The sequence below is a fragment of the Sphingobacterium sp. xlx-96 genome (assembly GCF_011007365.1).
Classification (GTDB): Bacteria; Bacteroidota; Bacteroidia; order Sphingobacteriales; family Sphingobacteriaceae; genus Sphingobacterium; species Sphingobacterium luzhongxinii.
The window spans coordinates 99689-115029 of record NZ_WFKM01000002.1 but is presented as its reverse complement, the minus strand read 5'-3'; the positions used below and the strand labels follow the sequence as shown (position 1 = coordinate 115029).

Here is a 15341-nt window from a genome sequence, read left to right as displayed (position 1 = left end):
AGGGCAGATAAAAACATAATGTATATGTTCGATGGGGAAGAAGCGGTCTGATGCAGGATTGAGAAGCAAAGAGACCGCCAAACGAGGCTCTTTGCGTGCGTCACTAATAACTTAGCTCTCGATTATCGATTTCGGCAGTGATTGGATAGGTATCTGCTATACCTGATGGTGCTGTCTGATCGTCGCCAGCGAATCTACTTTTCTTGCCATTAATCTTTATTTTGTTTTTACCATCAATTTCCACAATGGCCCATATCGGGTCTTCATATACGATGGTATGACGGAGTATGGGGTGTTTTTTGTAGAAATCTTCAGTAAATGCAGTACTCTTGTAAGACTCGTCCACCCAGTAGTAGGAAGAACTGTTAATTTGTACGTAATGAATATTATTAATGGTGTTGTGATAATTGGAATGATGATGACCAGTCAAGACAAGAATAATTTTGTTAAACCCAGCTTGCTGATTAATCTGTTCAAACAGGTAGCGGACTTCCATCCCATTGTCCAAACCATTGTTGGTATTGTCTAGTCCTTGATGACAGAAAATAACAGTTCTCAAATTGGTCTTTTGTAGGTCTTCCTTAAGCCACGCAAGTTGTTTTTTGTCAATAGTTCTTGGATATCCTTGAAGTTTAGAATTAACAGGCTTCTCGTTACCATCTAAAATTACAAAATGAAAGTCTTCTTTGTCAAAGGAATAGTATGGGCGATTGATATTCCAAAAACGCAGGGCCTGATCTTTTGTAAAGCCTCCGTCGGTGTCATGATTGCCCAGTACATAGTGCTTTTCGCCTTTAAATTTATTCCAGGTATCCATTAGCGGTTGGTTCTGTGTTTTTGGCACACAGAAGTCGCCAAGGCTTATAATGAAATCGGGTTGCTCCTGGTTCATGGCACTGATAAATGCTTCTGCACGCTCCCCCGCATCATGCATCAAATCGTAATGTAAATCGGTGATTACGCCGAACTTTAGGCCCTTCTTTTTTATAGTGTGATCAATCTCATTCAGAGATGATGCTAGGCTATTTTTAAAAAAAAGACCGGACACCCCTAGGGTGCCGATCTTGATGAAGCTTTTTCGGTTTATCATGGTGTAATATGCTATTTAAACTCTTATTCACTTAGTTTTTTGATGATATCAATCATTTCGATTGGCTTCGAAATGAACTGATCATGTTTATAGCTTTGTAGCTCTTCATGACTATGCGTGCCATATAGAGAACCTATAGAATACAGTACGTTAGCAGCCTCTGCCGACTGAAGGTCAGAGGGGGTGTCACCCAGGTTGATTACCTGTTTCGGGTCTTCAATACCACATTTTTTCATAGCCAAATGGATCATATCCGGTGCTGGTCGTCCCTGTTCTACATCGCTGCTGGCGATAGAGCAGTTAATGATATTTTCGTTGCTGTTCGCTAAGCAGGTATAGTCGCTGTTTAATCCTTTGTCCCACCCCAGTTTTTCTAAGATGATATCGGTTACCTTTCGGTAAAAACCTGTTGTCAGCGCTACTTTGATCCCGTTTGATCTACAGTAGTCGAATACCTCCAATACGCCCTCATAAGGCTTGGCGCCAACGGTTTCGTAGTGCTCTTCCAGTGTCTTGGTGAAATAATTGTAGGATTCTTGGACCTTTTTCGAATAATCCGGATGATCTTCACCGATTTCTTCTTTCCATATGGTCTCAAATACAAGGATTTTCGACCAGCCCATCATGCTATTAATCTTTTCCCTTGATACATTCAGATGGGTAGCTTTTATCGCATCATAAAAACACTTTTCAACTTCACGTTCATCTTGGACCGTTGTTCCAGCCATATCAAAGATGGCTAATTTTACTTTACTCATGATTATTTATGGATTCTTTAATTTTAACAAATGATATGATACATGCACAAAGGGCGCAGATAAGAGCTACAAATAAAAAAATATTAGCTGTATCTCCTGTGTAGTCAATTAGTTTACCAAATAAAGGTTCACCCACAGCAGCAAATACATAGGCAAACATATTCATAATGCCTATCCCTGTTCCGACCAGTTTGGTGCCCAGTAAGTCAGGACTCAGTGTCCAAAAATTGGCTTGGGGTCCGTATACAAAAAAGCCTGAGGCAAACATGAGTACCCCCATCATAAGGTGGTTTTCGATCGGAACGAGGTATATAAGTACTGCAATGACACAGCTGATCAACATACCCGCACGTATCGACTTGCTCCTGTTTTTTTTGAACAGGATGTCCGAGATATAACCAAATGAAACTGCGCCAAGAGCCATGCCAATAGGAATGAGGAGGGTAAGCCATAGGTTGCCACTCGATTGTTTATAATCATTTCCAAGGAAATGTATAGGTACCCAAAATATGAGACCGTATCGCGCCATACTTTGAAAGCCTATCGCTACAGAGGCGATCATAAAATTTTGGTTCCGAAATACGGCTTTGTAGGCTTCCTTCCAGTTTTGAGTGGTCGCAGTTGATTCCGATTCATCCTCTTCAAGGGGGGTGTATCCTTGGTGTTTAGGATGACTATATGCCAGAAATAGAAATAATAAAAGTGCCCCCGCTAAAAATAGAATAGGGTAGCGGAATAAAGTTCGCCAACTCTGATCTTGATGAACTAATACAAGAGCCATCAAAAATGTGAGGACAGAGGAACTTCCTGCTGCCATGGTATAAAAGCCAAATGCTTTTCCCCGTTCGTCGCTGCTCCACCAATTGGATATTAATCGACCTCCGGCTCCCCAGGCCATAGACTGGAAATATCCATTCAATGTCCATAATAAGAGTATTGCCGTGTAGCTATCTGCAAAACTGATGGAGAGATTGCACAGTATGGAAAGACCACCCCCTGTAATGATCATCGTCTTGGGGCTAAGTCGATCCGCAAGGTTTCCGTTGATCAGCTGACCGATGGCATAGCCCATCAGCATCGCAAAACTGATCCAACCTACCTGTTGAAAACTGATGTCGAGCTCTTCAGCAATCCCTTTCGCAGCCCAGCCAAAGTTATGTCGTCCTGTGTAGAAGAATAAGTAACAGAACATGGTTACAAATAGCATCTTCCACTGGTCTTTTCTAAATGCAGTGCCCATTATTCTTCGGTTTTCACGGGTGGGTGAGACATATATAGACCGGCACGTATCGGTTTGTTTGTTATTGCAAACTGGATAGCTTCGTTGATATTGGATAGTGGAAAGTCGCGTTCAATTAATGACTTGAAAGGGTATTTCTTCCAGTGTTTAACAATAAAATCCACCGCATTGGAGAAATCCGTATAGTTGTAATTATGCAGACCTTTGATCGTAAGCATTTTTCGTATCATCTGTTCGGCATCAATACCTGTCTTACGTTGGTTGAATACGGCTCCAACAAATACAGCTTTGCCATGTAGTTGTAGCGTATCCACACCAAGTTCCATCGCATCAGGGGATCCGCTCATATCTATAAAGCAGTCTATAGAAAGCTTTTTTAGTACTGTGTCAGAGTCCTGTTGTTTCAGGTTTAGCGTATGTGTAGCTCCAAACTCTTTAGCGAGTTTCAGCCTATCTTCGTTTATATCCGAAGCAACGATATGATGTGCACCCATTTCTTTACACATGGCGATCGCGACAAGCCCGAGTAGTCCTATCCCAGCAATATGTACGTTTTTGTTAGCGACCGATTCCGTAAGACGGATGGCGCCTGCTGAGGTTGCTATAGCACAGTTGATCGTGGCCGCTATGCCTAATGGGATTTCCTGGGGTAATACTCTCAGACAGGTGTGTGGCCGTAAGATGATGTGCGAAGCTAGTCCTCCATGAAAACTATCTTCGGCTGTTATCTGCCGATGACCATATTTATAAAGATCAGAGTTTTTCTGAGGAGTTTCAGCCTGATAATTGGTCGTGTTCGGGTCGCTGGCAAATACGGTCCAAGTCACGAGATCTCCTATATGAAGCCGTGTTCCGATAGCGTCCACACCGCTATGACTTGGAGAAATCTGCTCAATTACGCCAACAATCTCGTGGCCTAATATGGTTGGGCATGGCTCTTGTCTAAAGCCACAATAAGTATGTAGGTCACTGCCACAGAGCGTGGCGTAGCTGATGTTTACTAAAATTTCGTTCTCTCGGAGGTCCGGCAGGGGCATTTCAACCTTTTCTAAAGGTTGAAATGCCTTGTGGAATATGTAATAAGTGCCTTGTTCTTTCATATCATTGTATAAATATACATATGTTTTGCAATACTAAACAAAGTTTATTTATGCTATATTTTTATAGCGTTAATTTATTATTAAGTTTTATGGGGGTGGAGATATTTGTACGAAATCTGCTTTAATAAATTAATATTAATTAGCGGATATATTTACCTATTTTTGAAGAGTAACATGGAAGACAATACATTATTTAAGATAAGTCAAAAGCTGAAGGAGATACGTAAAGAGAAAGGTATTACTATTCAGGAGCTGGCAGATCGGGCAGGAGTTAGTAAAGGTTTGATTTCCCAGATTGAAAACAACAGGACGATTCCTTCTCTTTTGGTCTTGATCAATATTATAAAATCGCTCGAAATAGACCTTAATGAGTTTTTTAAAGATTTTAATTCGGATGAAGACTCGGGGCCGATTATTGTCCGTAAGAAGGATTCCTATACAGCATTTGAAAAGGAGCAAGCATTAGGTTTTTACTATAAACGTATTTTTACTACCTCCATAGACAGTTCAACATTGGATATTGTGTTGTTGGAACTGTTGCCAGATGCCAGTCGCCCTATGGTTGAGACAGAGGCTTATGAGTATAAATATATAATCAGCGGTAAGGTTGAGTATGTATTCGACGATCAAGTCATTGTATTGGAAGAAGGTGATTCAATTTTCTTTAATGGGAGACTCGCACACACACCTAGAAATATTGGTGAGCACAAGGCCTTGATGCTTATTGTCTATTTTTTTGACCAGAAGCTTAAATAGAAAATGGACTTAGAATTTATAATCAAAGCCCTAAACGATCCGTTTAGGGCTTTTTTAGTGTTTTACAAATGCTAAAATATATTGTTATTATTGTTTACAAATACTTAACTCTAGTTTAGTGTTTTGTTAATAGCATAACTATACTTTTGGTTGCTTAATAAGATTTTTTACCAATAAGTATACGGTTATGTCACTGAAGCATACTCTAAAAAAAAGGTTTACAGGTTTAGATGAACGATCTGTCGCAATTGTTCTTGCATTGGCGGCTTTCTTTTGTTATACGAGTATGTACTCTTTTCGGAAGGCCTTTACAGCAGCGGGATTTGCGGATGAACAACTATTAGGAATCAGTTTTAAGGTATGGCTTGTAATTGTTCAAATGTTGGGATACATGTTAAGCAAATTTTATGGCATTCGATTTATCGCTGAGAGTAAAAATAAAAATAGAGCGCGTTATTTAGTGGTACTTATTTTGATCTCTTGGTTTAGTCTATTTCTGTTTGCATTGGTATCTAAACCTTGGAATATCGTATTCATGTTTTTTAACGGATTTCCATTGGGAATGATTTGGGGCTTGGTTTTTTCTTATTTGGAAGGAAGGCGTTTTACGGAGATTATGGGGGCTGTTATGGCTGTGAGTTTAATCTTTGCTTCGGGCTTGATTAAGACAGTAGGCCGTTGGTTGATGAGTTCCTTTGCTGTCACGGAGTATTGGATGCCTTTTTGCACCGGATTGTTGTTTTTTGTGCCTTTTCTATTGTGCGTTTGGGTATTAGGAATGGCTCCTGAACCGACCTCTGCCGATAAGCGTTTAAGAACAGAACGTGTCGCTATGGACGGAAAGATGCGTAAAAAGTTTCTGAAACGTTTTATGCCAGGGATCGTACTGACGGTGCTTGTTTATATGTTATTGACTATACTTCGCGATGTGAGAGATAATTTTGAGATAGAAATCTGGAACATGTTGCATATTAAGGATAATGGTATTTATGCGAAGGTCGATGGGGCTATAGCCCTAATTGTGCTGTTTATGATTTCGATGCTTATCCTTGTAAAAGACAATCTGAAGGCATTTAAATTGATTCACCTACAGATTATAGCGGGGTTCCTTATTTCCGGCCTTTCTACGTATTTCTATACTCTTCATCTGCTGGATGGTCTTACTTGGATGTTGTTAGTGGGACTGGGGTTGTACATGGCTTATATACCCTACAATGCCATCTTTTTTGAACGGATGATAGCTACCTTTAAGGTGAAGAGCAATGCGGGATTTGTTATGTATCTAGCGGACTCTATAGGTTACTTAGGTAGTTTTGTTATTATGATCAATAAAGAGATGCTGCCCAATACGCTGAGCTGGGGAGGGTATTTTATACAGCTGGTGTTCTTTGCATCTTGTATAGGGGGCATTTTGTCTGTTCTTTCGCTGATTTATTTTGTTCGCAAACAGAAATCTCCTGTAAAAGTGCGGCGTCCCAAAACGCGGGTTTTGTTATGGGGATGATCTTAGATTTTTAAAAATGTAATAAATATAGAGTTGATGAAATACAAGAAATATGATCTTATAGTTGTGGGAGGAGGGGTGTTGGGTACATTCCATGCCTATCATGCCTTGGTAAAAGGCCTTCGCGTACTGCATGTCGAGAAAGACAATTACCCGCAGGGATCTACGGTTCGTAATTTTGGACAGGTCGTACCGTCCGGCATGGCTGGAGAATGGTTTGGATACGGGGTAAGAGGATTGGACATTTATCAATCCATACAGCGGGAGACGGATATATCCATCCGTAACAATGGCAGCATCTACATTGCTTCAGATCAGGATGAAGTACAGGTTATTCACGAATTGAGCGCACATTATCAGCAGGTAGGTTATGCCCACGAAATTTGGTCTAAAGAGCAGGTTCTAAAAGCTTATCCTATGTTGAATGGGGGGTATGTGAAAGAAGCTATTGTATTTAAGCAGGAACTCAGTGCAGAACCGGATTTAATGATCAGGAAGATTCACGATTACCTGAAAGGGAAATTTTACAATTATACCTTGCGTTACGATACCGCAATTGTGGGCTGTGAAGAGGTGGGAGATACTGTTTCTCTAAGATCCAGCAAAGGCGAAAGTTTCGATGCGGATAAGGTGGTGATTTGTAATGGTTATGAGTTTAAATTGTTGTTTAGAGATCTTTTTGAAGACAGCGGTTTGAAAGTGAGTAAATTGCAGATGATGCGTACCAAGCCTCTGCCGCATTTGAGGATGCCGGGGAATATTCTCACCGGACTTACCGTACGTCGGTACGAGAGTTTTGAAGCTTATTGTCCGTCTTTCCATACCATACCTGTTCCCACACACTATGAAGAATTGCGCAAATGGGGGGTGCATATTCTTTTTAAGCAGGCGGTAGATGGCAGTATCATTATAGGCGACTCGCACGAGTATGCTTTAGGCAGTCAGATCGACGACCTTGGTTTTTCTATTAATAATACGATCAATAGGCTGATGCTGGCGGAAGCGAATAGAATCATGCCAGTAGATGAAAGTATGATCGAGTCAACTTGGGCCGGTTATTATGCGCAGCACGATAAGCAGATTTTTGAAATCGATGTGTCGGAGCGTATACATGTTCGTACGGGGATAGGAGGGAAAGGGATGACGGCTAGTGCCGGTTATGCGGAGAAGAGTATTGAAAAGATTATTTTTAATATATAAGCCAAAGATGCTTGCGAAATGCACTACCCCATAAAGTGTCTAAATTTTTTGGGGCAGTGCAAAAAATGCCTTACTTGTTAGCTTAATAAAGTAAAGTCTATCTGTCTTTTCTCTAGATCAACTTTCTTGACTTTAATCTGTACAGTATCCCCCAGTTGATATACTTTTTTCTTTCGTTGCCCAATGATTGCAAAGTTCTTTTCATCAAGCGTATAGAAATCGTCCGTGATGTCGCGTAAGCGTACCATTCCTTCACACTTGTTCTCCTGAATTTCGACATACATTCCCCACTCGGTAACTCCCGAGACAAGCCCTGTATATTCGACGCCTACCTGATCTTGTAGGAATTCTGCTTGTTTATATTTTATGGAGGCGCGTTCTGCTTCAGCTGCCTTTTTCTCCATTTGTGAAGAATGTTCGGCCATCTTTTCGTAATGCTCTACATTGACTTTTGTGCCTCCATCCAAGTAAAATTGGAGTAGACGATGCACCATGACATCGGGGTAGCGACGTATAGGGGAGGTAAAGTGCGTGTAGTAGTCGAATGCTAAACCGTAATGCGATGACTGTTTTGTGGTATAGATTGCTTTTGCCATCGATCTGACAGCAAGGGAAGTCAGTAAGTTCTGCTCTTTACTACCTTCAATTTTGGTCATTAGAGCATTTAATGATTTTGCTGTTTCTTTGTCTGATTTTATGGTCAGTCGGTGCCCAAATCGAGATGCAAATTGAGAAAAGCTCGTTAGTGTCTCTGGGTTGGGGGTATCGTGAAAACGATAAACAAATCCAAGCTTATTTTTTCCTTTTCCTTGTTTGCCTATATATTCGGCTACCTTTCGGTTGGCCAATAACATAAAGTCTTCAATCAATTTGTGAGCATCTTTTCTAATTTTGGTGTATACACCCAACGGCTTCCCATTTTCGTCAAGATGGAATTTGACCTCCTCACTTTCAAAACTTATTGCTCCATTTTTAAATTTACGATCGCGAAGTATATGGGCCAATTCATTCAATTTCAAAATTTCGGAAACAAAGTCTCCGGCTTTATTTTCAATGATTTCTTGGGCCTCTTCGTAGCTGAATCTTCGGTCTGAGTGTATGATAGTACGGCCGAACCATTGATCGATAATATTTGCTTTTTCGTCCATCTCAAATACAGCAGAAAAGCATAACTTATCTTCATTCGGACGTAGAGAGCATAAATTATTGGATAAGCGTTCGGGCAGCATGGGGATTACCCGGTCCACCAGGTAGACAGATGTTGCCCTCTCGAAAGCTTCTTTGTCAAGAATACTTTCTGGGGTTACGTAATAGGATACATCTGCAATATGTACGCCGATTTCATAATTTCCATTTTCTAATGTTTTGAATGATATGGCATCGTCAAAGTCTTTGGCATCGGCGGGGTCAATGGTGAATGTAAGCGTATCCCTAAAATCTCTACGTTTGGCAATCTCTTCTTTACTGATTTCTTCGGGGATCGCATTTGCAGCATCGTCCACTTCCTTGGGAAACTGTAATGGAAAACCGTAGTCTGCAAGGATGGCATTCATCTCAGTGTTATTTTCACCTTTGACACCTAATACTGTCTTGACTTTACCTATCGGATTTTTTGCGTTTTTTGGCCATTCGATAATGGTAACTAATACCTTTTCTCCGTCTTTCGCTCCGTTCAAACTGTCTAAAGGGATAAAGATATCGTGGAGCATTTTTCGGTCATCAGGCAGGAAGAAAGCATAGCTCTGAGAGATGTCTATTGTACCTGTAAAATCTGTCTTTGCACGCTGCAATATTTCGACAACTTCGCCTTCTCTTTTGCGTCCTTTTTTTCGCTCGTATACATGCACTTTTACCAGGTCTCCGTGTAGTGCCTGTCGTAGTTTTCGAGGAGCTACAAAGATGTCGTTTTCGAACTCATCTTGAGGGACGATATAGGCTGACCCATCCGCCGTCATGTCTACTTTTCCGGTGACGTAGACCTGTAGTTGACGTAGCTTAAATTTGCCTCTTTCAGGTTGAGCGAAAGGACTGCTTTTGGAAGTGTCGCTAAGGATGTCGGCAATGGCTACTTTAGCATCGGTATCTGTTACATTCAGCTTTGAAGCTACCTGTTTATAGTTGAGATGTGGGTTCCCCGATTTTTCAAAAACATCAATAATCAGTTGGGTTAAAACTTCCTTGTAGGGATTTTCTTTTTTTGATTTCATTCGTTTTTCTGTTGTAAGTACTGAAGCCTCTAGTTGGACTAGGTTCGCTTTATTATATCAAAGGGGAGTCGTGTAAATGGGCAGAACAATTCTTTACGGATGCCCGTGGTACTCTCTCTTGAAATATATAGGAAATATACAAAAATGATGCGGGAGTTTGAGGAAACAAGAAGATTTTTATTTTTAAAATATTCTTTATTAATTTATTGTTTGTTTTAGCGTTATGAATTACTTGATAATTAGTTTCTTAATTTTATTTAGCTAAAATTCAATGGTTTTGGTGTAGGCTAACTAAGGGAGTTAAGGTTGTTTTTGTCTTTTTACCTGTTTTAAAGGTTTTTTGCTAATATTTTTTAGTTATATTTTTGATATATTTAGTTGGTTATAATAATCTTATTGTTAGATGTTTAATTATTTGTTTGCTAATTTTGTGTTGTTTGTTTTTTAGCTTGTTTTTAGCTTGTTTTTTCTCTTTTGAACTCCTGTTTTCGGACTAATGCTGAAAAAGATGGTAAGGGGATTTAGCGGATGGAAATAATGGAAATTAACGTATCTGAGTGGAGGTTTTATTTAGAGTAAGGGTATTGGGAAAGGAAAATGTAAGCAGCAAGGTATTATGCGTTGCTGCTACATTTGTCACACAGACCTACAGCATTTATAGCTATGGAATGCAGTGCAAAATTATTGGGAAGGGTAATTTTGGGAATGCTGACTTCGTCGAGACAGTACACACTGTTGCAAACCGAACAGATAAAATGTATGTGCTGGTCGTGGTGGTGGTGGGCTGTGCATTTGGTTGAACAGATGGCGTAGGTTGCTGTGCCGTTAAGATCAAAAACCTTGTGCAGAATTCCCTTCTCATCGAAGCTTCCAAGGATACGGTAGAGGGTTACTCGATCGATATCTTTGCCTACAATTTTCTCTAACTCGGGTTGGGATATGGCAGACTTTTTTTCGGAAATAATTTCTAAAACGCGTAGACGTGGTTGGGTTATTTTAAGTTTATTTCTTCTTAAAATGTCCACAAATTCTTCGTTGATTGTAATGTCTTTTACCTGTTTTTTTTCAATACTCATTTTGCCTGTCTTGGTATGTGTTTTTTCGTTTGGTTCAATGGCTGTCTTAAAGAGTAAACTCAAATTTTTTTTTTCTGAAAGTGTATGTTTTATTGATTCGACTCGACTCTTCAAGGCATCCATGAGCTCTCTTCGCTCGGTTTAATGGCCATCAAGAACTTTCATGTCTGTTGGCGATTTGCCAGCTGGCGGATCATGAAAGTTTTCTCAACGTCATTCCGATTGAAGCGAGGCGGAATCTAAGAGTTAGAGTTTCTAGATTTGCTTCTCAGAGCTCTTTGAGGTTTCTCGACTACACTTCGTTTCGCTCAAAATGACGATGTTGGGTCACAATTGGAACAATACCTATTATTTGCCAGAAGCCTTAGCATGGTCTGCTAAAAATTGGGCAAGACCGCTATCTGTTAATGGGTGTTTCAAAAGTGCTGTGATCGCCGATAATGGGCCAGTCATGACGTCAGCTCCGATCTTAGCACAGCCTAGTATATGTGCGCTATGACGTACCGATGCCGCTAAGATTTGTGTAGTGAAACCATAGTTGTCATAAATTAATCTTATCTCTTCGATCAAGCCCAGTCCATCGACAGAAATGTCGTCGAGACGCCCGATAAATGGGGATACGTAAGTTGCTCCTGCTTTAGCCGCCAATAAAGCCTGACCAGCAGAGAATACCAGTGTACAGTTTGTTTTGATACCTTTCTTGCTGAAGTATTTGATGGCTTTAATACCATCTTTGATCATAGGCACTTTGACAACAATTTTGCTATCTAAAGCTGCAAGAGCCTCGCCTTCTTTAATCATGCCTTCGTAATCGGTAGAAATAACCTCTGCGCTGACGTCGCCGTCCACGATGTCGCAGATTGCTTTGTAGTGATTGATTACGTTCTCGTCTCCACTGATTCCTTCTTTAGCCATTAAGCTTGGATTAGTCGTTACACCGTCTAATACACCTAGATCTTGTGCTTCTTTAATCTGTGCTAAATTAGCCGTGTCTATAAAAAATTTCATGTTTTTGATTGATTATTGTTTACAAATTATTGTCAGTGTCTAAAAACGATCTCTTGTTTTAGCTGTTACAAAGGTAGTTAATTCTTTAGAGTTTTTTGAGAAGACTACGTTTTCTCAAGGTCATAATGTCTCACGAATTAGGTTTCACTCCATCGATTTAAGTATATTGTTCATATGGATATTTTCAGGTCGCTTCACTACCCCAATTTTAGGCTACATACTATAGGTCAGTCTATTTCTCTGTTGGGCACCTGGATGCAACGTATAGCCATAAGCTGGTTGGTTTATAAGCTCACAGATTCTGTATTTTGGCTGGGATTTGTCTCTTTTATTTCGTTGTCACCTTCCTTGCTGTTTTCTCTTTTCATCGGAAGCTTTGTGGATGTACGTTCTAAGTACAAGCTGGTCGTTGTTACTCAGGTGCTTTTAATGATACAGGCTGCCTTACTCACCACCGTAGTTTATATCGATTGGGTGTCTGTGTATTGGCTTTGTGCATTGGGTTTTGCACAAGGCGTTATCAATGCTTTTGATGTGGTGTCCAGGCAGGCCTTGTTGGTTTCCTTGGTAGATCACAAAAAAGATTTGCCCAATGCCATTGCGCTTAATTCCTCTGTTTTTAATGCAGCACGAATGGTAGGACCGGCTATCGGAGGGATTCTTTTGAGTACATATGGTGAGTTGATTTGTTTCTTTATTAATTTCTTAAGTTTTATTCCAGTCCTATTTACCTTGTCTTTAATGCGCATTGAAGAATCTTATTTCCCCCACACAAAGCAATTGTCCAATTGGCAAGGAATGAAAGATGGGTTTGATTATTTAAAGCGCTCTCCGCATATAGCGTCGCTTATCATAATAATGGTTTGTTCTAGTTTTTTGGTGATTCCTTACACCTCTTTATTACCCGCTGTCGCTAAAGATCTGTTTGCCGGTGACGAACGTACTTTTTCTTGGTTTGAAAGCGCTGCAGGGTTAGGAGCTATGATTGGAGCAATTAATATGGCTCGGTTGAAGTCTGGTGAAAATCTGCGTTATCGGGTCTTATTTTCTGCTTTGATCATGGGGATTGCTCTTTTATTACTCGCTTATGCGCATTATCTGGTTTCCGCATTGCTATTTACTGTTGCTGTATCTTTTGCGATGATGATGCAGAATTCGAGTATCAATACCTATATTCAGACACATGCCATTCCCACATATCGAGCGCGAATTATGTCTTATTATGTTATGGCATTTCAAGGGGTTTTTCCTATCGGAAGTCTTCTTATAGGTGCCGTTGCAGAAGGCGTGGGAATTAAATATACCTTGTATTTAATGGGAGCTGCAGGAGTTATGATAGCACTGGGCTTTTATATCTATCTCCGGCAGCATATACATAGACGTCTGTTTAAATTTCCTCTTCCGCTACCCAAAGGCCGTCATTCTTGATGATTTCTATCAGCTCGTCAAGAGCATTGACCGAACTGACGTTTTTCTTGACAACTTCTTTGCTTCTATACAGCGTTATTTTGTCCGGTCCCGCGCCTACATATCCGTAGTCGGCATCGGCCATTTCTCCTGGGCCGTTAACGATGCAACCCATGATGGCTATCTTGAGGCCTTTGAGGTGGTTTGTTCTGCTGCGAATCATTTGGGTAGTTTCCTGCAGATCAAAAAGGGTACGACCACAACTAGGGCAGGAGATATACTCTGTCTTAGAAATTCGTGATCGTGTGGCTTGAAGTATGCCAAATGAAATAGAAGATAATTTATCTGTAGGAACGGATTTGGCATCAATCCAGATACCGGAACCTAACCCGTCTACCAATAAAGCTCCAAAATCGGTAGCTGCATACAGCTGCAATTTAGAGATGGGTTCTTCGGGATTCATAACGTCACCAATCGGACCAGAAAAATCTGCGGTAGCATAGCTGCGTTGTAGGATAATCGGAGTATCAATACCTATTTCCTGTAAGTTTGCGAAAAACTGACGTTGATCTGCCATCCCATGTAGATGGCTAGTCTCCAGTAGAAAAACAATACTATCGTCTAATTGCAGTAATTCGAAATGTGTTGACTGCAAGAGTTCGTTGCTGATCCGTATGATATTTAACACCGGATCTTTGGAGCCAGCTGCGTTAAATTCTTCTAGGGTGAATATCGGGTGAACGTTTGTTCTGTTTGTCAGTTGGCGCCAAGTAGGGTAGTTGTATAACTGCTTCAGGTTGCCTGGCATCGTAAATGAGGGCAGCTGGTCGCCCAGGTATACGAAATCTACAGACTGATCGCCCATATGGTATTTGTCGTTGATGAGATCGTATCGGTAACCTACATCCGACAAGATAAAAGGGTCTTTTAGGTTTTTGTCCGAAATATCTACGATAATACGTGGAACCAAAGATCCTCCTACGAATGTGTTGACTTCTTTTGAGGTGTAAGGAATAGTTTCCGTAGCAGCAGAGAAGACAAGAATTGGGTGTTGTTCTTGTGCCTTTATTTCTTGTTCTCTTTTCGAATAGCGATTTACTAAAGCAATTGCTACCGGTGCTTCTTTTTCGGGTTCTTCTGTCAATGATACGCGTACGGTATCGCCCAATCCATCTTCTAGGAGAGTGCCTATGCCGACAGCAGACTTGATACGCCCATCTTCGCCATCACCGGCTTCAGTGACGCCCAAATGTAAAGGATAATTCATTCCCTCGGCTACCATTCGCTCGACAAGTAAACGGTAGGCCTGTACCATGACCTGTGGATTGGAAGATTTCATGGATACGACAAGATTGTAATAATTCAAATCTTCGCATATACGCATAAATTCCATAGCAGACTCGACCATGCCCTCCGGGGTATCACCATAACGACTCATTATCCGGTCTGATAGTGATCCGTGGTTGGTGCCGATACGCATTGCTGTACCGTATTCCTTACAGATACGGACTAGTGGAGCAAATTTTTTGTGTATCCGTTCCAGTTCAGCCTGATAGGCTGTATCCGTGTAGTCAATTTGATCAAATTTTTTCTTGTCGGCGTAGTTGCCTGGATTGACCCGTACCTTTTCGACAATGCGAGCCGCTACTTCGGCTGCATTGGGGGTGAAATGTATGTCGGCTACCAGAGGAACTTGATAGCCTCGTGCCCGAAGTTCACGTTTGATGTTTGCTAAATTTTCGGCTTCTTTGATGCTCGGAGCAGTGATGCGTACATATTCACAGCCTGCATCTACCATTCGGATGGTTTGCTCCACAGAACCTAATGTATCCATCGTATCGATGGTAGTCATGCTCTGTATGCGGATCGGGTTGTCCCCGCCCATAGGAATGTCACCTATATTTACTTCTCTCGTTTTGAATCGTGAATATTCGAGTTTCGAATTGCAATAACCTCCCGGTAATATCAACTTTGTGTTTGCCTTCATCGTAAGGA

The 15341-nt window shown here is 40.8% G+C and carries 12 protein-coding genes; 4 read left to right on the top strand and 8 right to left on the bottom strand.

Annotation, left to right across the window (positions count from 1 at the left end; translation table 11 throughout):
- Positions 1-103: 103 nt before the first annotated feature.
- From G7B20_RS03505 to G7B20_RS03490, 4 genes are read right to left on the bottom strand one after another with little or no spacing between them, the layout of a single operon-like run.
- Entirely contained in the window at positions 104-1090 is a 987-nt protein-coding gene (locus tag G7B20_RS03505; protein ID WP_164108650.1) for a metallophosphoesterase family protein, read from the bottom strand.
- 23 nt (positions 1091-1113) lie between these two features.
- On the bottom strand, positions 1114-1848 hold the full coding sequence (locus G7B20_RS03500) for an HAD family hydrolase (RefSeq protein ID WP_164108649.1): 735 nt from the start codon (positions 1846-1848) through the stop codon (positions 1114-1116).
- Entirely contained in the window at positions 1841-3088 is a 1248-nt protein-coding gene (locus G7B20_RS03495; protein WP_240465974.1) for an MFS transporter, read from the bottom strand. Before G7B20_RS03495 ends, G7B20_RS03500 begins: the two co-directional genes overlap by 8 nt.
- Positions 3088-4188 (bottom strand): zinc-binding dehydrogenase, encoded by a 1101-nt coding sequence (locus tag G7B20_RS03490; RefSeq protein ID WP_164108648.1) that lies wholly within the window; start codon positions 4186-4188, stop codon positions 3088-3090. The genes G7B20_RS03495 and G7B20_RS03490 overlap by 1 nt, the downstream gene beginning before the upstream one ends.
- 174 nt (positions 4189-4362) lie before the next feature.
- Between G7B20_RS03490 and G7B20_RS03485 the strand changes: the two genes are divergently transcribed.
- The 3 genes from G7B20_RS03485 (at position 4363) to G7B20_RS03475 (ending at position 7648) form a co-directional block, all read left to right on the top strand.
- On the top strand, positions 4363-4944 hold the full coding sequence (locus G7B20_RS03485) for a helix-turn-helix domain-containing protein (RefSeq protein WP_164108647.1): 582 nt from the start codon (positions 4363-4365) through the stop codon (positions 4942-4944).
- Positions 4945-5131: 187 nt separating this feature from the next.
- On the top strand, positions 5132-6448 hold the full coding sequence (locus G7B20_RS03480; RefSeq protein ID WP_164108646.1) for a DUF5690 family protein: 1317 nt from the start codon (positions 5132-5134) through the stop codon (positions 6446-6448).
- 36 nt (positions 6449-6484) lie between these two features.
- Positions 6485-7648, top strand: coding sequence for a TIGR03364 family FAD-dependent oxidoreductase (locus G7B20_RS03475; RefSeq protein ID WP_164108645.1), 1164 nt, complete (start codon positions 6485-6487; stop codon positions 7646-7648).
- Positions 7649-7725: 77 nt separating this feature from the next.
- Here the strand turns inward: G7B20_RS03475 and rnr are convergent, their stop codons facing one another.
- The 3 genes from rnr to fsa form a co-directional block, all read right to left on the bottom strand.
- Positions 7726-9855, bottom strand: coding sequence for a ribonuclease R (rnr, locus tag G7B20_RS03470; RefSeq protein WP_164108644.1), 2130 nt, complete (start codon positions 9853-9855; stop codon positions 7726-7728).
- 614 nt (positions 9856-10469) lie between these two features.
- Positions 10470-10931 (bottom strand): Fur family transcriptional regulator, encoded by a 462-nt coding sequence (locus G7B20_RS03465; protein ID WP_164108643.1) that lies wholly within the window; start codon positions 10929-10931, stop codon positions 10470-10472.
- Between the two features lie 348 nt (positions 10932-11279).
- Positions 11280-11939: a fructose-6-phosphate aldolase gene (fsa, locus tag G7B20_RS03460; RefSeq protein WP_079645082.1), complete on the bottom strand. Its 660-nt coding sequence runs from the start codon at positions 11937-11939 to the stop codon at positions 11280-11282.
- 174 nt (positions 11940-12113) lie between these two features.
- Between fsa and G7B20_RS03455 the strand changes: the two genes are divergently transcribed.
- Positions 12114-13367, top strand: a complete 1254-nt coding sequence (locus tag G7B20_RS03455) for an MFS transporter (RefSeq protein WP_164108642.1) — start codon at positions 12114-12116, stop codon at positions 13365-13367.
- On the opposite strand, the gene ispG is transcribed toward G7B20_RS03455, so the two are convergent.
- Entirely contained in the window at positions 13327-15333 is a 2007-nt protein-coding gene (gene ispG, locus G7B20_RS03450; protein WP_164108641.1) for a (E)-4-hydroxy-3-methylbut-2-enyl-diphosphate synthase, read from the bottom strand. The two genes, G7B20_RS03455 and ispG, sit on opposite strands and share 41 nt — an antisense overlap.
- Positions 15334-15341 lie beyond the last annotated feature (8 nt).